The organism is Mucilaginibacter pineti, from assembly GCF_900101875.1.
Lineage (GTDB): Bacteria > Bacteroidota > Bacteroidia > Sphingobacteriales > Sphingobacteriaceae > Mucilaginibacter > Mucilaginibacter pineti.
On the sequence record NZ_FNAI01000001.1, the window covers coordinates 650,259 to 675,526 of the forward strand.

A 25,268-nucleotide genomic window follows, 5' to 3' on the forward strand; every position below is an offset into this window, starting at 1 on the left:
AATAAGTTTATAACATATAAAGCTACTTAACATATAAGCACTATCCAAATCCAATAATATCAGGCACGTTACTTTATCATCCACATAGTTTTTATCTATCTCTCGCTTATACGCCTTTCCTGTATAAGTGCTATTTAATTCCCCCTTCGGTCACTCTTCTGCTATTTGGTTTGTACCGGCACCACTTGAATACATGTTGTTTAAGTTTAACTACTTCCCATAAATTCTGTTTTTTAACTGTCCACATTACAAATATTTTAAAAACAGCTAAATAGTTTTTAAAAAAAATAGAAAGTATTGGGAATTATTAAAATTTAATTTTAAGTTTGGATTACCAATTAAAAAAATGACTGTTATAAAGAAACATCACTTACTACGGAAGGATCTTATCAAGCATTTTTATTATAACAAACGATTAACGTTAACAGAATTAAGCAAACTCACGCATAAAAGCTTGCCTTTAATTACTACAACGGTTAATAGCTTGATAGAAGATGGATATGTAATGGAGCATGAACTTGCTCCATCTACCGGGGGACGACGCGCTTTAACTTTTTTGCTGAATAGCCAAAAACAACGCTATGTGGTAGCTGTAGCGGTTGACCAAATGGTTACCCAGGTTGTAATTTACGACTTATTGAATAAGGTTAAAATGGCACCCGAGGCAACGGAACTTCTTTTGGTGAATGAGCCCGTGTTGGTTGACAAATTTACCGCGTTCTTAAAAGATTATATATCCCGCTCGGAGATACCAATTGCGCAAATATTAGGAGTTGGCATTGGGATGCCGGGCTTCGTAAATGCAGAGCAAGGTGTAAATCATAGTTTTTTTAAATCAACGGGCGATGTAAGCCTGAAGAAATATTTGACCCGCGAGCTTGGGGTGCCCGTTTTTATAGATAACGACTCGAGCGTTATAGCCCTGGCCGAATTAAAATTTGGTACAGGTAAAAATCTGAAGGATGTTTTGGTGGTGAATGTAGGTTGGGGTATAGGATTAGGCATGATAGTAAATGGCGCCCTTTTCAGGGGGCACAGCGGTTATGCGGGTGAGTTTAGCCACATTCCGCTTTCACAAAGCAATAAAATTTGTTCATGCGGAAAAAGAGGTTGCCTGGAGGTAGATACCTCATTGGTTGTGATGGTTGAGCGCGCAAAGGCACAGATGGATACGGGCGGCAGCTCAAGTATGGAACTTAGTTATACTAAAAACGGCGATTTACCTGTTGACCAATTCCTTCATGCTGCTAAATCGGGCGATCCACTGGCGGTATCAATATTGTCAGATGCTGCATTTTTAATAGGTAAAGGAATGTCGACTTTGATTCATATCATGAATCCTAAACTTATTGTTTTGAGTGGCCGTGGCGCTATAGCAGGTAAAATATTCATGGCGCCAATACAACAAGCAATTAACGAATTCTGTATCCCCTGGCTTGCCGAACAAACGGAAATACAAATTTCTACGCTGGCACCCGAAGCCGAACTCCTTGGTGCCGCCACTTTAGTAATAGAGAATTGCAACTTTAATTAAGAAAATTTAAACCAATCATTAATAAACCCCATCAATTCACCAATAATCTGTAAAAAATGAAACAATTGTACTTTAGGTGTTTCGCGTTATTGTTCTTCAGTTTGATTACAATAACTGCCTATGCACAAAAAACAGTTTCCGGGACGGTAACTGAAAAATCCGGATTGCCAGTTCCCGGAGTAAGCGTATCGGAAAAAGGCACCAGTAACGGCACTGCCACCGGAACCGACGGAAAGTTTAAGCTTACCGTTAAACCGGGCGCAGTGCTAACCTTTGCCTTTATCGGCTTAAAAACAAAAGAAGTAACTGTTGGCGATGAAACAAATTTAACAGTTGTTTTAGAAAGCAGTGAAAGCGCCCTCACCGAAGTTGTAGTTACGGCTTTAGGTATTAAAAGAGAAAAGAAATCGTTAGGATACGCCGTACAGGAAGTAAAGGGTGAAACCTTATCTGACGCCAAGGAACCCAACCTGGTGAATGCGCTTTCGGGCAAAGTTGCCGGTTTACAGATCACCCGCTCGGGTAACGGCCCCGGTGGTTCATCAAAGATTACTTTGAGAGGAAACAATTCATTTAGACCAGGGGCTGCAAATCAACCACTTATTGTGGTTGATGGGATACCATTAGATAACTTTACAGGAGCCTCAAACAACGATTATTACAACCCATCATTGGATATGGGTAACGGCCTATCAGATATAAACGCAGAAGACATTGAAAGTATGAGTGTTTTGAAAGGTGCCGCTGCTGCTGCACTTTACGGCTCAAGAGCTGGTAATGGCGCAATCCTAATCACTACAAAAACAGGTAAAGCCCAAAAAGGCTTAGGTATTACCATATCATCATCAATAGGTATTGAAAGTATTTTTGCAAGGCCATAAATACAAAACGTATTTGGCCAGGGCGATAACAATACTTACAGTGCAACATCAGCAGACAGTTGGGGACCAAAAGCAGACGGCCAGACAGTTAAAAAATATGATGGTACTAATGCCCCTTTAAGAACATTTGATAACATTGCCAACTACTTTCCTCATGGCCTTACGTCTGATCAAAATATATCTTTTCAACAGCAATACAAGTCAACCTCTGTTTATTCATCGTACAGCCGTTTAGATGACAAAAGCTTAATTCCGGGAGCAAAGCTCATCCGCAATAACCTAATGGCCAGAACGGTAAGCAAATTTGGAGATGATAAGTGGACGCTTGATACCAAGGTTCAATATATCAATTCAACTGCACTTAACCGTCCGCAGGGTGGTTCAAACACAAGCAACAACTTTTATGCTTTATCATTACTACCAACCTCTATTGACGTAAGGGACTTTAAAAACCGTACCGACAACAATGGCATCATGACATGGTGGCGCCTTGGAAGCGAATTAAACCCGTACTGGGCATCTAAATATAACCTTAACCAGGATATAAGGGACAGGCTTTTATTAAATGCTTCATTAAAATATCAATTTACCAGTTGGTTAAATGCGGAATTAAAGGGCGGTGCTGATACATACACCACCAATACCGAAAGCAAAACCTACGCGGGTTCTAACACCACCACAACAGGTTCATACGGTATTGGAAAAAGCACATTCACCGAAACCAACTACAGCGGTTTACTTACAGCTAAAAAAGATAACCTTTTTGGTAAATTAGGTGGCGTGGCAACTTTTGGTGGTAATTTAATGAACCGTCAAAGCGCTTCATTAAGTGCCAGTGCAAATCCATTACAGGTGCCGAACCTTTTTTCGGTAAATAATAGTTCAACCAACCCTTCAGTTAGTCAAAGCCAATCACGCAAAGACATATATTCAGTTTATGGATCACTTGGTTTAAATTACGACGGATACTTATTTGTTGATGGTACGTTCAGAAATGACTGGTCTTCGGCATTAAGCGCAGCTACCCGTTCGTATTTTTACCCTTCATTAAGTGGCTCATTTGTATTTACCGAATTGATGAGTAGAAGCGGAAGCACCTTACCATCATGGTTAACATACGGTAAAATAAGAGGATCCTTTGCATCTGTTGGTAATGATATGGACCCATACCAGCTATACAATACTTATACTATTGGTAAAGATCCACTTGGTAACACTACTGCAGGCCGTGGCGATGTGCTTTATGATGCAAATGTTAGAAGTGAACAAATAAAATCATATGAAGCAGGTTTGGAAATGCGCTTTTTTAACAGCCGCGTAGGATTTGATGCGGCAGTTTACAAATCTAATGCTACAAATCAATTGATCAATTTGCCATTGGATAACTTAAGCGGTTATTCTTCTAAAATAATTAACGCCGGTAATATTCAAAATAAAGGCTTTGAATTGATGGTTGACGGCAAAATCTTCCAAAATCCTGAAGGATTCAACTGGACTACCATGTTGAATTTCTCTATCAACAGAAACAAGATCGTATCAATTGCTCCTGATGTGAACACCTATGGATTGGGTGGTTTTGATGACATTTCCATTGTTGCAGAAACCGGCAAACTTTATGGAGAAATTTATGGCTCCCGTTTTTTAAGAGTTAAAGATGCAAGCAGTCCGTATAATGGTCAAATGATCCTTACCAGTACAGGTTTGCCACAAACAGATCCTGACAATGCAAGATTAGGTAATCAGCAAGCTTCAAGCTTATTAGGCTTTACCAACTCATTCGCATACAAAGGATTTGACCTTTCATTCCTAATCGACGCTCGTTTCGGAGGCCAGATCTTCTCTGGTACTATAGCTAATATGGAGCAATACGGTACATCAAATAAAACCGTAGTAGGTGGCGCAAGAGCAGACATGCTTGTTGATGGAGTTGTGCTTAACACTACTACAAATCAATACGAAAAAAATACAACAAAAACATCTGTACAAAACTACTGGACCGTAGTTGCGGGCCATAGCAATATCGGAATAACCGAGGCAAACCTTTATGATGCATCTAACGTACGTATTAGAAACGTACAATTAGGTTATAACCTCCCTAAAAAGTTTTTAGCAGGAACAGGTATTCAAAGAGCAAAAATTGGTGTATCGGCTAATAATGTATGGTTAATATCAAGTCACATGAATGGAATGGATCCTGAGTCTGTTTATGCCACAGGAACCAATGCTACAGGCTTTGAAAGCGGGAGCACGCCAACTACACGTACGTTTTTATTTAATTTAACAATTGGCTTCTAATTATAAAAATATTAATTCATAAGAATATGAAAACCATATTAAAAAGATCATGCCTGCTGCTTACAGCCACCCTGTTAGCCTCGTCATGTAATAAATTTACCGAGCTCAATAACGATCCGCTTAAGGCAAGTGTTGACCAGGTACAAACAGAGTATTTTATAGACAATTCAATTATTGGCGCCCAACAAGACCCGGGATTATCTGAACGTGTATTTATCCTTTATTGGGTAGTTGGTGGCCATGCCCTGCAAGACGAGGATGGAGAAACTTTTTCGCGCGGATCCTATGATGATGGTTGGACATCAGAATATTACAGGCAATCATCACAATGGTTAAATTACATCAACAGTGCCATTGAGGTAGGAACTGGCCAAATTGCCAAGGGAACTTCAAAACCTTACACCAACAATCTTGTACAGGTAGCCCGTATCTGGAGAGCTTATTTGATGAGTGAACTTTCAGATAGTTTTGGCCCGATACCAACTGACGGCTTTCAGGGTAAAAACCCTGATTTCAAGGATGTAAAAACAGTTTACTATTATATGCTTGACGAGCTGAAAGATGCAAGTTCAAAGCTTGATCTTAATGTTCCGGTTACTGGCGATGTAAATAAAGAAGATCCAGCTTACGGATATGATTTTGCTAAATGGCATAAATACGCTACATCAATGCGTATGCGTTTAGCCATGAGGTTATCAGAAGTCGATGCCGCAAAGGCTCAATCAGAATTTGAGGCTGCTGCTGCTACGAAAGATTACATTACTGATGCTGCAGGAATGTTTAGTGTACAGGAATTACCTAATAGCTACAACCCTCTTAGCAGTGTATTCAGAAAAGAATCATCATGGATGGGCTTACCTATATCTGCAACTTATAACAACCTTACTGTTGGCTTAGGAAGCATTAAAACCGCTGATCAATTACCTGCATTTGCATCCGCTGTTAAACCAGCCGATTGGATGGGTCAAAGTTTCCCTGATCAGTTTGCAACAAAAACCAATGATCCTATGGCTGGCTACTGGTTTAATGGTATGCCTAACACTATTGACCCGCGTGCATACAAAGTATTCAGTGTTCCTGGTGATATAACCGATCCTAATTACCCTGCTATTGGCGGTACATTTACAGCTACTGTAAGAGACCTGAAAAATAGCGCTGGTACTGTAGTTAAAACATTAAACTCCACAAGTACCTGGAATGCTAAAGCTGATGGTAACTGGGGTGCAAAAGCAGGAATGAACGATGCTATTACTACTAATGGTTTTAAGCCATTATTGAACCTGATTTACAGGAACGGTAATAACAGAAGGGTATTCTTTGGTCCTTGGGAAACGTATTTCCTATTAGCTGAAGCTGCCGAACGCGGCTGGACATCACCTGTTGATGCTAAAACAGCTTACGAAACCGGTATCAGTAAGAGCTTTGATTATTTTGGCACATCAGCTTCTTTAGGTGCTTACCTTGCCTCTACAGATTATAACCGTGTTGGTACATCTGTAAACTGGGATAACACAACTGAGCCGCCTGCTACGCATACCATGAAATATGAAGATGGTATTACCGGTACTGCTGGTACTGTAGAAATAAGCTATCCTAAAAATGATCTGTACAAATCTGGCGCAGTTAGAAACGACCACCTTACCAAGATCATTACTCAGAAATTTATAGCGCAAACGCCATATTTAACGCTGGAAAGCTGGAACGACCACAGAAGGTTAGGTTTACCATTCTATGAAAATCCTGCGGTTGAAGATATTATGCCTGATCTGCCTGCTTTAAATTCGTCAAACTATATGACAAGCAGCGTAAAATTCTTCTCTCAGCGTATGAAATACCCTTCAGGTTTGCGTAACAGCAACATTAATGGTTACAACCAGGCTGTTGCGGCATTGGGCGGTGCCGATGCAGTTTTAACACCACTATGGTGGGCAAAACACTAAAAAAAAGCAATAGTAAGCCGTAGAATAACAAACTGGTTTGCAAAAAGCAAAGACCTCGTCAGGTAATACTGACGAGGTCTTTTTGTTTCAACCCTAATTATTCCGATAGCATTTAGAATACTATGATGATTTATTTCAAATGCAAGAACTTATCATTTGAATTTATCAAAGAATACACCGCTTAAAGCCGCGTTTGGTCCCCGAACCTGGTTTATCCGGATCCTTATACTACCCGAATAATTAAAAACGAGATATTTCCCGGCTTGATATTGTTTTACCATTTGAACCGGCGCCAGTAGCTTAAGCGTTTTAGCATCAAATATTTCCAGCTCGGATCGCCTTCCGGATTTATCCCAATCCAAAAAGTAAAGTGCAAGTTGGTGAACTTTATCATCTTTTACCTGAATATCCATTGTCATAGTTTCCAGCAGCGGTATAGGATCTTGTGTAACCGCTGCTCCAAAACCGCCAACAAAACCCATAGTATCAGTTAATACCCTATCATCTCCCGGCAGGTTTGTATGAACTTTGGCTTCATTCCTCAACACTACTGATGATACATACGCCGGTAATTTTTGCAGAGTCTTTCCACTTTCAACACTGTTAAATAATGTGAAGCCCTCCCTTCCATATTTATCCCTCCATTTTCCAGCAGTTAAACTATCCTGTTTAAAAGCATTGATAGCATAATTCCAGGGCAGGTTTACCATCGGCTTGCGTTTTACAAAACTATTATACACCATCTTATACTCATATTTACCCGGTGCCAATCCCATGATATTTAAATATCCGTCATTAACCTTAATATCGTTTTGAGATCTGTTATTTGATCCTTTCCCCTCCCAAATCAATCGTCCATTCAAATAAAGAGATTTAACACTATTTCCCCCTAATGGTATAGCGACTCTTGTTGCCATTGTACCATCTGGTATTGTTACTGTAGCTCGTCCGGATTTAACATTAAAACTCGCAGAGATGGTTCCTTTTAATGTTGGTGTACTTCCGCTAACTGCATTAATGGTGTCTGCCAAATGCGGTACAATTTCAAAGGTTTTAAACCCCAGATCCAGTGGTTTGATACCCAGTATTTCCTCTGAAAGCCATTTAACTACGCCAGCGCTCCATGGATGCGTAAGACTGGTATAGGTACACTGGTTATTCGGTACAGCATCGTTTTTCCCGAGAATGGCGTTCCAACTTGGGCGATACACCTCAAAAAAAGTAGTTCCTCCGTATTTTAACTGCCCACCCCAAACATCTTTAATTGCACTTACTGCATCGGTATACTTTTGCATTTTTGCCATTGCACCTATTATAAAATATTCATTAAAAGGCGAATACGATACCCTGTTTACCCTATCCGTGAAATTACTTTTATAGAATACCCCATTTTCTACAGATGTAGTTAGGCCGGTATTGACGGCATCTGCCGAAGCGTGAAGCCCATAATTACTTTGCCAGTTATTTTTATTTCTTTCCTCTGCAATTTTTTGGATAGCATAGTCTATGTATTTTGTAGCCAGGTCTAAACGGCCAATTTGTTTCATTAACCTGCCATATTCCAGCCAGGTACGTATGCTAACCATGGAATAAGCATATTGCGATTCTGTTATATTGGCGTTTTCAAATCCGGCACCAAGGCGTTCGTCCCACCCAAAAAACTCCAGATTTGGTGCTTTTCCAAAGTGTTCGTAGGCTCGGTCCAACTTTTTACAAGCATTATCAATATATTTTTTTGCAAACTCAACATCACCTGTATAATTCACATAGTCGATAAGACTTAAAACCCAATAAAGCGCATAGCTGGCTATGCCGTTATCAAGTTTGGAAGTATAGTCGATATTGGTTTTCACAAAGTCGTAATTTCCAAATGCCACCATAGAGGCTGCCTGGGCTACGTAAGCATCACCTGTCCATGAAAACCTATCCTGCCTTTCTATTAAAATGGCGCCAAAATAATTCTTAAGTAGATTGAGTTTAACGGTGTAGGCTCCGGTATACCAGATCCGTGTAAGCTCGGGATCGCTGCAGGAAAAACTACCTTGATAATTAGTGGGCTTAACCTGGCAAACCAAACGTAAATTTTTGATGTGCCATCGCTGCTGATGTGAAAGCACATGGATCCAGCCAAACCGAACGCCTTCATATAACTCAGGATTTAATTCTAACCTGTAAGTTTGCCCGTGTTTAACCGGGGCTAAGGTTTTAAACCTATGTACGGCACCGTTATTAACAATTGCAGGTTGGTTGTATTCACTTATACTCATGGCTATACTATCTTTCAAGTCGTCGGCTTCAAACTCCAGCCAACCAGCATTTGTACGCCCGAAATCAAAGCGAATATCCCCCTTGCCGTTTACAACGATGACATCATTTTTTTTATAATCTGTCATATTAAAACTGGCGGTCTTGGAAACAACCCAGCTTACAGGTTTTAACTGATAACTCTCCAGATCATCAGAAGCCTTTGGATTAGCCCAGGTATAATTCATAACCGGGTCTGGGGACAAGGGATTTAAACGTCCTTTTTTTATTGCGGATACCGGTGGGTAGCCGTTTATTTGTCCCTGTACAGATTTCCAACACCCTAAACAAAGTATTAATAGCAGAATTGAGGAGGGCTTAATATTAAAATTTGCCTTAACAATATGTGCACACAAGGTAAATTCACGGGTAAAGTAAATCATAAGACAAAATTTGAGGCGGTTTTACAATTGATGTAATGACGAAATTACACGCTTGATGGCAAAATTCAATTGTTGTAAAATGGCTATTTTTTGCACTTTTTGACATTCAGGATTAGCTGCAATAAACATAACTCCGAATTATATAAAACGCCATTACAAACTTTCACCGTGATAAATTTAAACGCAGTATAAATGCATCCTGAAATCTTTTTAACTTTGTGATATGAATTTTGATGAATTGACGGAATATTTTGCGAACATCCAGTTACCACAGGAATTAAGATTGGACAGGGCCACAACCCAATTCAACGTTGCCGATCAGGTAAAAATATTACTGGCCAACATGCAACTATACCCTGAAAATTGGCGGCACCAGCACCGGTTATTAAAAATAAAAAATGCCATTGAAAACCCTTACAATGGGCCGGGTATCCCAAGGTGCTAATACTTAGGAAAACAAATCGTTTTCTCCTAAATAGCTGCGTATCATTTTTAAAATGGGCTCACCAAGATCCGTCGCCTTTGCGTCACCGAAACTCTTTAGCTGCGAAAGCTGATTTAATGAACGTGGCAATTTTGCTGTAATATCCCTGAGCATATTTTCCGAAACCAGTGTATGTTCCAGCACTTTTCGCTCCTGGCTTATTGCCTTACGCCAATTTAACAGTTGCTTATATAGTTCAGGATGCGCTATTTCTTTTTCTTTCGGCAATACTTTGACGTTCCAGTTTTTATAAACCGGTTTAAAACTAATACCGGCTTCCTGTACAGAAGATATCACATCGTTACCTGACGACGCCATAGGCATACGGATAAATGCCGCTGTTTTTGCTTTTAAACTCACCAGCAAATGATTCAGGCTATCATAAAATTCAACAGGGTTATTATCCCGATTTTTCTGAGCATACAAATCATTTACAGCGGCGGCCAACGCGTCTAATTTGGGTACAAAATATGTCGCGGCGTTTCTTAGCCGTTCTTTAAGCGTTTCATTGCTCCAGAGTGGTTGGTTATTATTAAAAACGGAAAGTTCTTTTTTCATGAACCTGTCACCAATGGCTTTTATCTCTTTCTGCAATAGGTTATCGGTTTGCTGCAAAACTGTTGAGAGCTGTTCATTAGCAACGTAAAATATTTTGAATTGATCCCAACCTGTAGTCAATATAGAGAAGTCGAAAATATCCATCAGCAATTCAGATTCTGCGCCAAGAATAATATCGTTCAATAATTGCTCGTTGGGCGCTTCGTTAACAGCGCTCTGCATAAAGCGCACGATTTCCGGATCTGTCCGCACGTTTTCTGAGCGCACGGGGGCTTTCAGGATAATACCTTCTAAAGTCCGGCATCGGCTAAGTGCTACGTATGCCTGTCCAAAAGCAAATGCTGCGTCGATATCAATGATGGCCTTTTCAAAGGTTAGCCCCTGGCTTTTGTGAACGGTGATAGCCCAGGCCAGCCGTAATGGATATTGACTAAAAGACCCATTATTGGATTCGTTTACCTTTTGTTCATCTTCGGCAAGTGAATATTTAACGTTTTGCCAGCTTTCAGGAACAGCTTCAAACTCGGAACCATCATCAAGGAAACTCAACTTTACACTCCCCTGTCCTATCGTTGTGATCCGCGCCGTTCTGCCATTATAATATTGTTTCTTTCCCGAACTATCATTTTTGATAAACATTACCTGGGCGCCAACTTTTAATACTAATTCTTCTTCGGCGGGGTAACCTTCTTTAGGAAAATCGCCGGTAACGGTGGCCTTAAAAACGTGAGGTTCGCCCTCCAGTTCTGTTAACCGCTGTTGGTTTATCTCGTTAACCAGTTTATTATGTGTAGAAAGCGTTACATAGTCTTTTAACCAGTTGTCATTTAAATTGGCATCAAAATGCGCATTGAGCTGATTCAGCGCCTCGTCGCCCACACTACCATTCCTGATCTGATTTAATATCGCTACAAAACCAGGGTCTTTTTGGCGATATACCTGCGTAAGCTCAAAAGTTATTACTGGTATTTTTTTTAACGCAAGACTATTAAAAAAATAAGGGCCGGTATAAAATCTGCTTAGTACACCCCAATCTTTCTCATAAACCGGCGGCAATTGGAACAGGTCACCTATCATGAGTAACTGAACACCGCCGAACGGACGTATTGATCCTTTAACCTGCCTGAGTACGGTGTCGATATAATCCAACGTATCAGCCCTTACCATACTTATTTCATCAATAATAAGCAGGTCCAGACATTGCAAAACTTTAAATTTTTCCTGGCTGACCTGTTTAAGCGGCTCATTACTACCGGCAGGTATTTGCGGCCCGAAAGGGACCTGAAAAAAAGAATGGATGGTTACACCGCCCGCGTTAATAGCTGCTACTGCGGTAGGTGCTACAACAGCCATGCTTTTGGTAACATCGGCCCTTATGCGCCGAAGGAATGTAGTTTTACCGGTACCTGCCTTACCTGTTAGAAATATGGGTCTGTTGGTATTCCTGATGAATTTTAAAACGAGTTCATGAAAGGGCTCAAGCACCATATATTAAAATAGAAATTTTGTTAAAAATAACAAATTAGGCGGCAGGATATCGTCATGAGCGTAACATAACAGCATATTAACAAAACGTAGCTGTTTAATTCAATAAGCGGATGCTGATAATCCATAAATTACCAACAGCAATGTCGCGAGTAAAGGGTATGTTTGTTAGCCATTCTTTAAACATTCAATAATTTGGTTTAACATTATTTAACTATTATTCATTTGGTGTTTTGGGTTTGGTTTCTTTTATTTATAAACGGAATGTTAGCATCGTTATACCCTACCACCAAAGTTTGTAAGTTATTACTTATCAGCCTTTTTGTTTTCTTTTTACCGTCGACACTTTCGGCGCAATATCTTTTTCTGGAAAAAATAGAGGCCTGCGGTAACGCGAGTTTTTGTATGGATTGCGGCGATAAAAAAGCAACCTGCGACCAGTTTACCCTGGATTATATATGCGGACAGATTAATCGCCGATATAGTTTTAAAGATGTAAATACATCGATTACTTTTCAGGTTTTGGTTGAATCTTCTGGTTTTAGCTGTGTGCTTAGTCATTCAGATGTTACCAATAGTTCGTTAACATCCGAATTGATCAGGTATTTGAATGGTAATATATGGAAAGCTGCAAAAGAAAATGGCAAACCCATTTCGGCCTCGGTTAATGTGATGTTTCGTATTGCCAACGGGGTAATGTCTGCCCGTATGCTCCGTATGGATTTGAGCCAGCTTGCCCCTCCCGGCGACCCAGTGATTTATAATAAAACCATAACCTATACAAACCCATCCTTAAAGAACTACGACTTTAAGGTATGGACCCGGTATAATTCTCCTCTTCCGGATAATATTGGCCAATCTGCCGCAGTAGATAAATCCGACATTTTGTGGTACGCTACGGCCAAAGGACTTACCCGTTTTGATGGAGAGGGCTTTACCCCGGTAAATGAGTTTAACTCTCCTTTTACTGCAGAAACACCTGTACAGGATATAACTGTTGATAAAGACAATTTCAAATGGGCGTATGCTTACAATAGGGTATACAAATACCAGGATGGCGCGGGGTGGCAGATATATGACTTTAAAAAGTTTTTAGCATCCGGAGTTAACCATATTTTAAATAGCCGCAACGGTAAACTGCTGTTTACAACCAAAGACGGTTTGGTTGTAGTTAAAAAAGACAAAGTTGTATTGTTAAATAAGAAAACCATACCGCAACTACCCTCAAGTAATATTTCTTACGCATTTGACGATAGCCAGCAACGCCTATGGATAGGTACATCAAAAGGTACTATAATGATGGACGGGCACTCCATAATAACCAAATTTAATACCGCCAATACCCCTTTAAAAAACATGTCTATATCCGGCGCAACCGAAGATGAAAATGGAAACATCTACTTTTCAATGGTTGATTGTAATAAGGTTGAGGGCGACAATGATCGGGAAGGCATAGCCGTGCTGAAAGCAAATGGACAATGGCTGCATTATAATGATAAAAATTCCGGCATGCCGGCAAATCATGTTAACACTATGCTGTATGACAAATTTGAACATGTTTTGTGGATAGGTACAGATCAATCAGGATTGGTGAGGTTTAATTTGAAGGATGAGTGGGAAAACTACCATAATAATAATTCTGCAATGCCAGGTTTTACTGTTTACCAGCTGATGCAGGATTCAAAAGGTGACATTTATGCTACTACGGCTAACGGTTTAACGAGGATAAAGAAGAAATAATAGTTGATTTAAATTTCAGTTCTTATTATCTGAGAAAGAGAATTAAATACCTTTTCATTGATTATGTATCTTATAAGCTGATCTAAGATAAATGCTTTAGTTGCCGGGATCTAAATAAAATATCCTGACTGGATAATTCCAGCCAGGATATTTTATATAAGCCAAAGGTATTGACTACTTTTTGCAGTATCCCCACCTCTGCCTCTATAGGCGAGGATTAATCATCAATTTTTGAATAGTCTGATTTTTGATATCCTGAAATAACTACCGGGATTACCATTACCAACAATATTCCCTAAAATTCCTATTGAAACCACTTGCGGTGAGGTAAGGGTAAATGTGAAACTTTTTGATTCGGTGGCATTGGGACCTGTTGTACCTACAATTGCCCCGTTATACACAGAAGCAGAACCTAATGCGGTAGCAAGGTTAGCCAATACGGGGATACCATTACCTCCAGCTGCTGCCACACAATACACGGATGAATTAGATTGTATTTCTGAATAATAATCAAATGTAACAATGTAATTTGCTGCAGGCAGTGGCGAGGATGTAGGCTGATAGAGTATCCCGTTTACAACAGGAGAATTATTCCATGTTTCCCAGTTAATTGCTCCGCCTTCGTCACCTGTATAACCGCCGTTAACCCCGTTGTCCTTATTTTTTGCTGCTGCGTTGGTAATCCATGGCGCTGCAAGCGTACCCCATCTTCCGTCAAAAGAATCTCTTACAAAAGGGCCCATATTTGACAGGTAAATGTTGGTTACGTCGGCTTTTACCGTGTGGGTTTGATAATCAACATAAAAAGTATCAATAGCCGTTTTGTTTGGTAAATAAGCTGTACGATAGCTAATGGAGCTGCCCGCCTTAAATGCAGGCAGCGAAGTACTTAAATTAGCTGGAATTGACGTAATTAATGTATCGTGTGCCTTGTTAGCAGCATCAGTATATTTAATTCGCATCGAAACTAAGCCATCGTCGCTGTTTACATCGGCCCAGTTAATTAATGCCGAACCGTCCGTTTGAATTTCGGCTTTTACTATCCCCCTGTTTATGATTGAGCTTTGATACAAATCGCCGTATATATTACCCGCAATACCAACCGGGATGGAAACATGCCCGGCATTATCATACGTCCTGATCTCGAACGACATCAAACCTTCGGGCAAATTGGGTATATACAATTTAGCGGTATCAACGCCACTTGTACGTACAACGGGTACCTCTACAGAATCCTGCTTGCTATTCCAGTAAACCCGGTATTTAACAATTTTAGGATCGGAGGTAAAAAGGCCCGTGATCAGTACGCGATTTTTTCCGGAAAACACTTGTACAGAGTCAAGTATGCCGGGGTATATCAGCGGACCGTTTGCTTCATATTTCTTTTTATAATCATCCATTTTAGTACAGGCACTTATTACAAGTACCGCTAATACCAAAATATAGTATGACGTAATTTTATATTGTTTCATAATTAAATTTTGATTTTTAAACTCCCTGCTACTTTCCAAACATTGTAAACTCACTGATACTCATAAAGTATGATCCTGTCCAGTTACGAAGACTCCTGATCCTCACGTAACGATATGTGCCTAAGCCTGCCGGAAAATCATAACCCCAGCCATCATGCGCATAAGTTTGATCGGCCGCGGTTTCCGTACCAGATGGTGAACCTGATGGTTTAACCACGTTACAGGTTACCAACTTTGTCCAGGTGCCATCCAGCGCACCATTTACATTTGGTGAGTTTGATCCCCATATTTCAAAATCCCTTAAATTTCCCCTTACATAATAAACGTTGCCGACCTCTATAAACGGATTGAGTATAAATCGGCTGAAAACACGAGGCTTTCCAAGATCAATGGTTACCATTTGCGGGCTGCCGGCGCTCTCTTCCGTAAACAAACAATTTGGCCAGCCGCCGTTAAAGTTTCCATCAAAAATCTTTGTTACGTCTGTATAAGAATATAGATTTTTGGCATCACCCGGCAAAACATAAACAGACCAGTCGAGCTTGGAAAATTGTTCCTCGTAAAAAGGTGTAAGCTTTAAAAACAAGGTATCAGAACGATTTAAAAACCTATCCCTTACAAAAAAAGCATACGTTCTTTCAATAGCCGGCTGTCCTCGCACCGCCGCTTTTATTTGGGCGCTGTTACTGTATATATTGTCCATACCCTTAGGCTGTACATATAATCCATTATTAGCGGTATCAACCAATGGTACTATGGCCAGGTTACCTTTAAAAAGATTATCGGCAAGTACGTTAAATCCGCCAAAGGTGGCCGTAATTTTAAGCGATCTAAACGCGAGGATATATGGCGGCGTTAAGGGCGTTACCGTAACCGTAACCGGTGCCGAAACTACCTCACTTGAATTTACGGCATATAATTTCACCTCATGCGCTAAGGTGTCGGCAAAACCATCCACCGTTAGTGTATTGGTATAATGTGAGGCTATAACTTCCCTGCTTTTACCTTTAGATGTTTCATACACGGCCTTTACATAAAAAAGGTCGGCATCATTGGGTAACGAAAATGTTAAACTGGCCTGCCCGTTTTCATTTACCACCTGTACATTTGATACAACACCCGGCGGGTTTGTATTTATTACCGTGGGCTTATTTAATGTTTCCTGCTTGCAGCCTATACCAATTACTGCTATTAAAGCTATATATAAGGCTGATCGTAATTTTATTGTTTCCATTTTAATGTTTCTAATGTTGAACATATATTGTTGCCCCTTACCAGTTAGGGTTTTGCACCAGGTTTTGATTAACCAGCAGATCGTTTTCCTGAAGTGGCCATAAGTAATCACGCGGGATTACAAAATGCCTCGAATAGATGGACCGCTCGCGATAATACAGTTCTGGCGAATTTTCACTTATCGACCATCCTGTTACGTTTCCATTAAGCTCAACGCCCGCTGTTTTCCAGCGTAACAAATCCCAAAAACGATGACCTTCAAAGCAAAGCTCAACGCTACGCTCTCGCTGTATAATTGACCGCATGCCGTCTTTAGTGGTGTATTTGGTTGGGTTGATACTGTAATTTGACCATGAATCCTGCACTGTAGGTAACCCAGCTCTTGCCCTTATCAGGTTTACATAGGTATACACATCACCGGTAGGGCCTTCTGCCTCATTTAGTGCCTCGGCATACAACAGATATAGATCTGAAAGCCTCATTTCTGGCCATGGATAATTGGTATAAGTAACGGTTGCCCATTCGTAATGCCAGTTAAGCGCTTTTTTCATGTAAAAACCGGCAATCGGTATTGGCGACGATTGGCCTACTTCGGCACCGCGGGCTTTCATCCACCAGGTATCTTCGTCGGTTTTTGATGGGCTATTAGCCATATACCACACCCCACGGTCAAATCCCAGGTCGGCGTAATAGCGTGGCTCCCTGTCAAAATTAAGGCGTGCGGTGGTTTCCCCTTCTTTGATGTTAAAACGTTCGGCATGAGTACCAACCCGCAGTTCAGCTATATTGGTAAAATCAAGCGTTTTGTCTTCATTAATGGGAACCCCGTTTTTTGTATAAAACATTTTGGCCATTTTTATAGTGGGGCCAAGCAAAGGGCGGTTTGCTGATTTTGCAGCGTCGGCATTATTAAAATCATACTGACCCGCACACATCGACTGGAAGAATGAATTAAAACCAATGTTATTAACGGTTAATCCCCATATCAACTCATCATTCCATTTTTCGCTCATGGCATTCCTGATGCTCATCTGCGTCATAGTTGTTTGACTAAGCGGATTGGTTTGCGCAGGAAATGTATACAACTGTATGTTTTGTTGCTGGCAAAGATCGATGGCTTCTTTACAAGCCGTAGCGGCACGCTGCCATTTTTCTACGCTGTAGGTTGAATTAAATAACTGCTCGCCATCTTTATTTTTAAAAGAACTATAATCAGGGTTACCGTTAAATAAGGGGCTTGCCGCGGTTACCAGTAGTTTTGCCTTCATGCTTAATGCAATTGGCTTGGTAATACGCCCAAGGTCACTACTTTCGTTGTTAATAGTTAGGGGAAGTTTGGCTGCAGCCAGATCATACAAACCGGCTATATAATTAACCACTTCGTCAACCGGCCTGCGTTTAACCCTAACTTCATCAATAGATGCATCAATTGGCAGGTTTTTATCAATGATTGGAATAGGCCCGTATGCCCTAAAAAGGATAAAATGATAAAATGCTTTAAGAAACTGTACCTCAGCTATCCAACGTTCGCGGGTATCAATATCCAGGTCACGTACTTTATTTAAATCGCTTACATTTTCCAGGAAAACATTACAGTCGCGTATTGCTTTGTAATTTGCAGCCGCGTCCCTTGTGCCGTTCATAAAATTGGCAATAGGGTCTGATGTGTTTTGAAATCCTCTGGGCAATTGTAAAACATTTGTTGACCGGATATGATTTGCCGGATCTTCAACCCAAACCTCATCACCTGCAGTGAGCCCCACGTTATACGTTGGATCTGCTTCCGTTGGCAGGTAAGAATAACAGGTAAATAAATACTTTTCTGCCTCGGTTTTTGAAACGAAAGCGTTTGCAATAGTTGAAACATTATCAGGAACAACATCCAGAAATGATTTTTTACAGGATGATATGGGCAAAGCAATTATAATAACCAACAGGCATACGGCAAACTTGCCTTTGGCTGTATAGTTATATAGTGAATGCCTTATTTTTTGTATAAAATTACTTTTCATATAATTAATTTAAACGCTATTAAAATTCTACCCTTAAACCTATGTTAAACACTTTTTGAATTGGATACCCCAATCCCGATGTTCCCATTTCCGGGTCCCAAAGCTTAAAGCTGCTCAATGTTAAGAGGTTTAAGCCGTTTATATAAATACGCGCGCTATTCAAATGGATACTTTTAAGTTGACTTTTAGTGAAATTGTATCCGATCTCTGCCGATTTCAGGCGTAGGAACGAGCCATCCCGCAACCACCATGTGGATGTTGGCGATGTTGACGTTTGGCTGTTATTTGCCTGTATGGTATTACTTAAACGTGGCCAAAACGCGTAAGGGTTACGGTTATCTTCTGACCAATGATCATTAGCAATTGAATTAAGCAGGCCACTTTGGTTACCCGTGTTAAGGCCGTTGGACTGGTAACCGCTCACTAAATAGAAAGGAGAAATATCTGCCGAATTTATCACAAAAGAAGACCGTGCTGACCCCTGGAAAAACGCACTGATATCAAAGTTTTTATATCCAACAGAAAAACCGGCACCGTATATAATTTCGGGCACCTGAGGATAACCTATTGGCACTATATCTGAATTGGTTATTTTTCCATCCCCATTCATGTCGCGGTATTTAATATCTCCGGCTTTATAATCGCCAAAGCTTTGTACGGGCGAATTGGCTACGTCTTTATCGTCAATGAATAACCGCTCGGCAAGTAAACCGTAAATCTGGCTTAGGGAATTACCTACCCTACTCAGATACTGCATGTTAGCCGGGTAAACTGGCTCTTCGTTTTTCAACAGTTTGCTTTTAGCATAAGTAAGCGTACCGCGCGATTGAATCCAAAAAGAATTAGTAAAGTTTTTCTTGTAATCCATGGCTACATCAACCCCCTTGCTTGATGATTTACCCGCATTTGAGGATATATTGGCCTGCAAACCCATAGAGGTAGGTATGGTGCTCCTTACCATTAAAATATTGTCGCGTTTGTTTTGGTAAGCATCTAAAGTTAAATTAAAGTTTTTCGCCACCGTTAAATCCATCCCTATATTGGTTTGCCTTGATTGCTCCCAGGTAATGTTTTGGTTTTCATAACGATTGGTAAATACCCCTCCTCTGCTGTAAGTAAAGTTTGTACCAAACTGACCGATATTTCCGCTATTTAAATTAACATCTGACAAGTAAAAGAAACGGTCGTTAGCATTACCTATCTGGTCGTTACCAACTAACCCGTAAGTAAACCTGAATTTCAGATTGTCGATAGTAGATAATAATGGCTCAAAAAACTTCTCGTTTGATACAACCCAGCCTGCACCTACAGATGGGAAAAACCCAAACCGGTGGTTACTTGCAAAACGCTCGGAGCCATTGTAGCCGAAGTTAAATTCAAACAGATAACGGTTATCATAAGCATAAGTAAACCTGCCGGATACGCCCTGGTTACGCGACGGTAACGATAACTGCAATGTTGGTGCGTTGGCTGTTAAATAATTACGCATAGTACCGATTAATAAACCACTGATGACGTGCTTTTCGCCAAGTGTGCGGTTGTAGTTTATCGCCGTTTCAATATAGGTAGTAGAGTTGGATACACTTCCACCAGGGCTGTAAGTTAAATACTCGGTTGGTGCGTTACCGATACTTCCCGACTGACCATCGTTAATTAATGTCAAACCGTTAAACTGCCCGTTAAACACGTTTGACTGATAATAATAAGGGCTATATTGGCGACTAACCGCGAAGGAGGAATAACGGGTTGTATATGCCATTACTCTTGCCGATAAACCACTGGTAATAAAATCAAGTTTTTGATTTAAGTTTAACTGCGCAGTTAATGTGCTTGTGTTTGAGGTTTGAAAGCCCGACAGTGATTGCGCGTATGGGTTCATATACAAACCGCCACCGGGGATAATAGCATTACCAAAAAGCGGGTGATTGGCATATGGCTGCAAATTGCCGGGGTAAATTGCCGGAAAAGCTACCGGATTACTCCACAAAGCATTTAAAAAAGTATACCCGCCGCCGCCTATAGGGCCATTATAGCTATCAAACTGACCTTTTAAACTAACTACTGCTTCGGTAGTTTTAGTAAGATTTATGGAAGTATTTGATAAAATGGAGTACGATTGCAGCTTAATGTTATTGCTGAAGTTATTAAGCTTATTTTCGGCCAGGTTACCATTATCAATATTATAGGTCATGGCCAAGTAGTACTTGGCTTTTTCTGACCCTCCATTGGCATTCATGTTGAACCTTTGGTTGCTTGTTTTAGTTTTTATAAGCTGCTTGATCCAGTTGTTGCTTGGGTATAGCAGCGGATCATCACCGTTGGCCGTGTGATCTATTTTGTTTTGTGAGTAAGGGAGCGCACCTAAGGCGTTACGGGTAAGTACTGCCTCGTTGGCAAGTGTCATGTAGGTTATATTATCGGCCAGATCAATGTTTTTGATATTGGATGATGTTGAGTTTTCAGCGCGTACGTTAAATTTAAGTGCGCCAATATCGCCTCGTTTGGTAACTACCAATATTACACCGTTTGCACCACGCGCACCATATAGTGACGAAGCGGTGGCGTCTTTTAACACCGAAAAACCGGAAATATCATCCGGTTGTAGCCGGGCAAGGTCTGTTGTTGTCGATTCGATACCGTCAATTAAAATCAGGGGGTCAACTTTACCGGCCCCAAATGTACCAACGCCGCGTATAAAAAACTGTGCGTTATCGGCTCCTGGCTCACCACTTCGCTGATATGATATCATACCCGGCACCACCCCGGCAAGCATAGTGGTTAAATTACTTGACGGGCCTTTAAGCTGTTTAGGACTTATGGTGGTAATTGAACTTACCAGACTTGATTTTTTCTGTGTACCGTAAGCAACAATGGCAACTTCATCCAGTCCGTTTTTATCAGCAGCTATTTGTACATCCACTGTGTAAATGCCTTCGCTTGATGCGGTATAATCACTTAAATTAAATTCCTGACTTTTTGATCCCACGAAAGAAAAAACGAGGGTTACTTTACCATCACCCTGTAAATTAAGTGTGTATTTACCATTAACATCTGACTGCGTGCCAATGCCTGATCCTTTTATTTTAATACTTACACCAGGTAATGATAGTCCCTTTTCATCAGTAACAGTTCCCTGTACCTTTTTGCGAGTGGCGGTGCGTACCGGTTCTTTTACAGGTGCTGCAACGGGTTCCGTTTTTTTAATTACGATGAGTTGGTCTTGTACCACGTAATTCAGGTTTTTATCTTTTAAGATAACCCGAAATACTTCCTTCAGCTCGGCATTTTTAAAATCGACCGAAATAAGTTCCTTGTCGTTTAAAATACTGTTGCTGTAAAAAACAGTTAATCCTGTTTGTTCTTTAATTGATTTAAATACTTCCGCTAATGTTATATTGTCTTTTTTGAGGGTTACGGATGGCACGCTTTGCGCGTGAACAACCGTGTACCGGGTTACCAATAAAAGAAATAGAACAGGCAATAGAAGTCGCCGGTAAAATAAAATTTTCTCCATATGTGTTGGGTTTATAATTTGGTTTTTATTAAGACCGTTTCAGAGAAAAACGGGTGAACAGAAATGAAAAAAAATCTCATTTTTTTATAGAAGAAACAAGACAACAATCACTTTATCAATTATATATCAGAAAAACAATTGAAATTCCGTCTTTTCAGCTGATATAATTAACGCACATTACACCTTAAAAACACTATTGTATCAGCGGTTTATTTGAAGTTTATTAACGCAGGTAATTGGCTTATTTTATGTGTAATACACCATCTTTAAAAGTGGCTTTCACACCTGCAGAAGTTTTAATATTTTGGATAAAAACATCAATGGGCTTATTTTTTTGAATAGCACCCGAAAATGCTTCGTCGGCCTTTGCAGGATCATCAAAAACCACCTTGATATCAAACCAGCGTAAAAGAACTTCGCTGATATCATTAAGTTTGGTGTTATGGAAGTAATAAATATTGTGCATCCAGGCCAGTTCAATACCAGGGTCAAACGATTGGGTCAGAAAACCGTTTTCGGGCGCGTAGATGGCTTGATACCCGGGATGTAATAATAATTTCTGGTTATTATGACCATTGGTAGATACAGACCCCTCAACAAGTGAGGTTATTGTGGTATTTGATTTGTACGTATTTACATTAAACTCTGTTCCAAGTACTTGTACATCGGTTTGGTTAGTATGTACAATAAATGGCTTGGCGGCGTTTTTTGCTACTTTAAAAAAGGCTTCACCGGTTAAATACACATCTCTTGTTTTGCCGGAAAATGAAAAAGGAAAACGCATGCTTGATGCCGAATTTAACCAAACCTGCGTACCATCCGACAATGCTATCTGATAGGTTAACTGAGGCGGTATCACCAGGGTGCTCCACTCTTCAGTTTTGTTATCGTTTAGTTCGTAACTTAAACCTTTTGTGCCTTTTTTAAGATGAGCAAACGATGTATTTATAATTTGTTTAGATGTATCTGAAAGGTTGATGTGTTGCCCGTTTGCCAATTTAAGTTCAATGACAGGTTTTAATGTTTTTTTAACTGCAATTACAATTGGGTTAGCTATTGGCTTTGGCTGTAAGTAATATACTGTAGTAATTGCCATGCATAATATTGCAGCTATCGGCAACCACTTTGAAAAACCTTTAAATTTTGAAATAGGTGGCTGTGCATCAATCTTAAGTTCAATTTTCTTCCAAGCCTTGTTTTCGTCAAGATTTCCCAAAAAATCCTTACCCCTGCCCGATGTCAAAGTATACTGCATTTCGTTCCACAGTTGTTTAACATCCGCATCTTCTGCTATTGCACGTTGTAGAAAATCATTATCGTCGTCACTTATTGTGCCACCAACGTGATCAATTATTAGCTCCTGAATATATGATATATTATACTTCATTATTTATAAGACCTAATTATAAGAAAAAGGGTGAACTAACGCACATTTTTTAATCCCTCTCTTAAAATTTTCACCGCAAGTTTTAAATGAGTTTTTAAAGAGTTGATACTAATTCCCATTTCAAATGCCGCATCCTTATATTTCTTATTTTGATAATGAACCAATGTAATAGCCTGCATGCGCTGCATTGATAGCTCTGCCAAAATCTTATCAGGGTAAAAATGCGCTACCGCCACATCCTCCTCTACTTGCGGCCCAGTAAGTGTATACTGATAATCTACCAGTTTTTTTTGTACAAGCGTTTCTTTTTCAATCCTTTTTAAGCACCGGTTACGAATAGCTATACTTAAATAAGCTTTTAATGACGAATTAACATTTTTATATAATTGCCTATCCCAAAAATCAACAAAAAAACCCTGAACGGTGTCTTCGGCCTCCATTTCATCCTGTAAAATATAAAAAGCCGATACGTTAAGCAGCTTATAATATTTTTTAAACAGCATTTCAAAAGCCTCTTGGTTACCCATCTTTAATTGTTCAATAATTTGAACATCATTCAAAATTTCCATGAAGTGGTCTTAACTAACTGGTTTACAAAAAACAGATTGAGAAATCTATCGAAAGCCAATGTAGATATTTTTATTGTCAAAACAACAATTAAATAAAAATATTATTAACGGACTTAACCATTGTTTAAATCAAACCGAAATTTAGCTATTAAGAAAATAATTCATAGGTAAAAAAGTTATTTTTAAAACTTAACTTATCATTAATTTTATACTTTTAACTTTAAAAAATATGATTAACAATTGTGTTTATATAACAATTAAAAGAAAGAAAACATCGTAGCATCAGGAAAAACCATGTTTATATTCTTGGCTCACCTCCAAATTAAAATCATTTTCCCGTTTCTATGAACACAAATAATAAACGAGATAAGGTAAAAGAAAAGGCCTGTAATCTCTCGATTACAGGCCTTTAACAGAACAAATTTATTCAGAAACTATTTGGCCAATTCAACTAAGACTGCTCTCCAATCTTCACTTTCTGGAATACCGGGTTTACGTTTACCAAAAAATTGAACAATTGTATTACCAGCGCTATCATAAACTTCAAGACTATGTACAAAACCGTCTGTAGTTGGCTTTTTAACAAGCCATATGGCAGCAATACCGTCCTCACGCAGGTGCATATTAAATTCCGGATCGAGCACGTTAAACCATGGGCCCGTTTGTACCAGCTTATGAATTTCGCCTGTATGAATTTGAATGCAGCCGGCACTTCCGGTAAAAACCATAATTGGCAATGAGGTTTCGGATGCTTTCGTAAGGATGTTTTTCAATGATTCAACACTTATAGGTTGAGCGTAACCTTCTGGTGCAAGCCTTAACGCCTGTGTACGTGTTAGTTCATGCTGGCGCAACAGACCATGAAAATCATGCGTATCCTGAAGTGCAAGCCAGGCATTTTGGAAAGCATCCACATTAACCTCACTATCTGGCTTTTGAAAAGCAGCAGATTTCACTGGCTTAACAGCTAATTGCTGATATTGCTCATCGGCTTTATATTTTGCCACTAATTGATGATAAGCCTGTTCATTGCTTTTTTCAGTAAGGTATATTTTATGTACGGCACTGCCATCCTCATCAAAAAACTGCAGACTCAATCTGTCATTCTCGTTTACCGCAAAACCAAAGCACCAGTGGTTCATAAACAACCGCAGATCTATATCTGGTGTTACAACTAATCCCACAGGGCCATTAAAGCCAACCTTGGTATAAATACCTTTACGTTCATGCACGCAATAGTCATTACGTGTTAATGCCATCACGTACCCTAAAGTATTGGTTTCCCTTAGCAGTTCTTTAAAATCGTTATTTAGCAAGGTATTATGTTCGCCAACCCCGGTATTAACCAGTTCGGCCTCGCTTACACCTAATTGTTTCGCCGCATCGCGGATTCGTAATTTGGGATTTTGTTCTTTAAACTGATCCCATTGTTCTTTTATTGATGTTGTTGTATTTTCCATTTCTATGTGTTTTATAA

General features: G+C 39.8%; 15 protein-coding genes. 6 read left to right on the forward strand and 9 right to left on the reverse strand.

Going from position 1 to position 25,268, the window contains the following annotated elements; genetic code table 11:
- Window positions 1-346: 346 nt before the first annotated feature.
- The 4 genes from BLS59_RS02615 (at window position 347) to BLS59_RS02625 (ending at window position 6,650) form a co-directional block, all read left to right on the forward strand.
- Window positions 347-1,534 carry an ROK family transcriptional regulator gene (locus BLS59_RS02615; protein WP_091143802.1) on the forward strand — a complete coding sequence of 396 codons (1,188 nt, stop codon included), beginning with the start codon at window positions 347-349 and terminating at the stop codon, window positions 1,532-1,534.
- Between the two features lie 56 nt (window positions 1,535-1,590).
- The gene (locus BLS59_RS32190; RefSeq protein ID WP_240315130.1) at window positions 1,591-2,415 is read left to right on the forward strand and encodes a TonB-dependent receptor plug domain-containing protein; all 825 of its coding nucleotides are present in this window, start codon (window positions 1,591-1,593) and stop codon (window positions 2,413-2,415) included.
- A gap of 282 nt (window positions 2,416-2,697) precedes the next feature.
- Window positions 2,698-4,710 carry a SusC/RagA family TonB-linked outer membrane protein gene (locus BLS59_RS32195; RefSeq protein ID WP_240315131.1) on the forward strand — a complete coding sequence of 671 codons (2,013 nt, stop codon included), beginning with the start codon at window positions 2,698-2,700 and terminating at the stop codon, window positions 4,708-4,710.
- 26 nt (window positions 4,711-4,736) lie between these two features.
- The gene (locus BLS59_RS02625; protein WP_091143804.1) at window positions 4,737-6,650 is read left to right on the forward strand and encodes a SusD/RagB family nutrient-binding outer membrane lipoprotein; all 1,914 of its coding nucleotides are present in this window, start codon (window positions 4,737-4,739) and stop codon (window positions 6,648-6,650) included.
- A gap of 152 nt (window positions 6,651-6,802) precedes the next feature.
- On the opposite strand, the gene BLS59_RS02630 is transcribed toward BLS59_RS02625, so the two are convergent.
- A complete protein-coding gene (locus BLS59_RS02630; RefSeq protein ID WP_162842542.1) occupies window positions 6,803-9,142 on the reverse strand; it encodes an alpha-L-rhamnosidase C-terminal domain-containing protein in 2,340 nt (779 codons plus the stop codon).
- Between the two features lie 418 nt (window positions 9,143-9,560).
- Between BLS59_RS02630 and BLS59_RS02635 the strand changes: the two genes are divergently transcribed.
- On the forward strand, window positions 9,561-9,782 hold the full coding sequence (locus tag BLS59_RS02635; protein WP_091143812.1) for a DUF6965 family protein: 222 nt from the start codon (window positions 9,561-9,563) through the stop codon (window positions 9,780-9,782).
- 3 nt (window positions 9,783-9,785) lie between these two features.
- Here the strand turns inward: BLS59_RS02635 and BLS59_RS02640 are convergent, their stop codons facing one another.
- The gene (locus BLS59_RS02640) at window positions 9,786-11,867 is read right to left on the reverse strand and encodes an AAA family ATPase (protein ID WP_091143815.1); all 2,082 of its coding nucleotides are present in this window, start codon (window positions 11,865-11,867) and stop codon (window positions 9,786-9,788) included.
- A 261-nt stretch (window positions 11,868-12,128) separates the two neighbouring features.
- On the opposite strand from BLS59_RS02640, the gene BLS59_RS02645 reads away from it, so the two are divergent.
- A complete protein-coding gene (locus BLS59_RS02645) occupies window positions 12,129-13,604 on the forward strand; it encodes a ligand-binding sensor domain-containing protein (protein WP_091143818.1) in 1,476 nt (491 codons plus the stop codon).
- A 224-nt stretch (window positions 13,605-13,828) separates the two neighbouring features.
- Here the strand turns inward: BLS59_RS02645 and BLS59_RS02650 are convergent, their stop codons facing one another.
- The 7 genes from BLS59_RS02650 to BLS59_RS02680 form a co-directional block, all read right to left on the reverse strand.
- A complete protein-coding gene (locus BLS59_RS02650) occupies window positions 13,829-15,076 on the reverse strand; it encodes a DUF4998 domain-containing protein (protein WP_091145024.1) in 1,248 nt (415 codons plus the stop codon).
- A gap of 28 nt (window positions 15,077-15,104) precedes the next feature.
- Window positions 15,105-16,310, reverse strand: a complete 1,206-nt coding sequence (locus BLS59_RS02655; protein ID WP_091143822.1) for a DUF5000 domain-containing lipoprotein — start codon at window positions 16,308-16,310, stop codon at window positions 15,105-15,107.
- Between the two features lie 37 nt (window positions 16,311-16,347).
- The gene (locus BLS59_RS02660; protein WP_091143825.1) at window positions 16,348-18,321 is read right to left on the reverse strand and encodes a RagB/SusD family nutrient uptake outer membrane protein; all 1,974 of its coding nucleotides are present in this window, start codon (window positions 18,319-18,321) and stop codon (window positions 16,348-16,350) included.
- Between the two features lie 19 nt (window positions 18,322-18,340).
- Window positions 18,341-21,835 carry a TonB-dependent receptor gene (locus tag BLS59_RS02665; protein ID WP_091143829.1) on the reverse strand — a complete coding sequence of 1,165 codons (3,495 nt, stop codon included), beginning with the start codon at window positions 21,833-21,835 and terminating at the stop codon, window positions 18,341-18,343.
- A 241-nt stretch (window positions 21,836-22,076) separates the two neighbouring features.
- Window positions 22,077-23,222 (reverse strand): FecR family protein, encoded by a 1,146-nt coding sequence (locus BLS59_RS02670; RefSeq protein WP_091143833.1) that lies wholly within the window; start codon window positions 23,220-23,222, stop codon window positions 22,077-22,079.
- 35 nt (window positions 23,223-23,257) lie between these two features.
- Window positions 23,258-23,791, reverse strand: coding sequence for an RNA polymerase sigma factor (locus tag BLS59_RS02675; RefSeq protein ID WP_091143836.1), 534 nt, complete (start codon window positions 23,789-23,791; stop codon window positions 23,258-23,260).
- A 434-nt stretch (window positions 23,792-24,225) separates the two neighbouring features.
- On the reverse strand, window positions 24,226-25,251 hold the full coding sequence (locus tag BLS59_RS02680) for a hemin-degrading factor (protein ID WP_091143840.1): 1,026 nt from the start codon (window positions 25,249-25,251) through the stop codon (window positions 24,226-24,228).
- Between the last annotated feature and the right edge of the window lie 17 nt (window positions 25,252-25,268).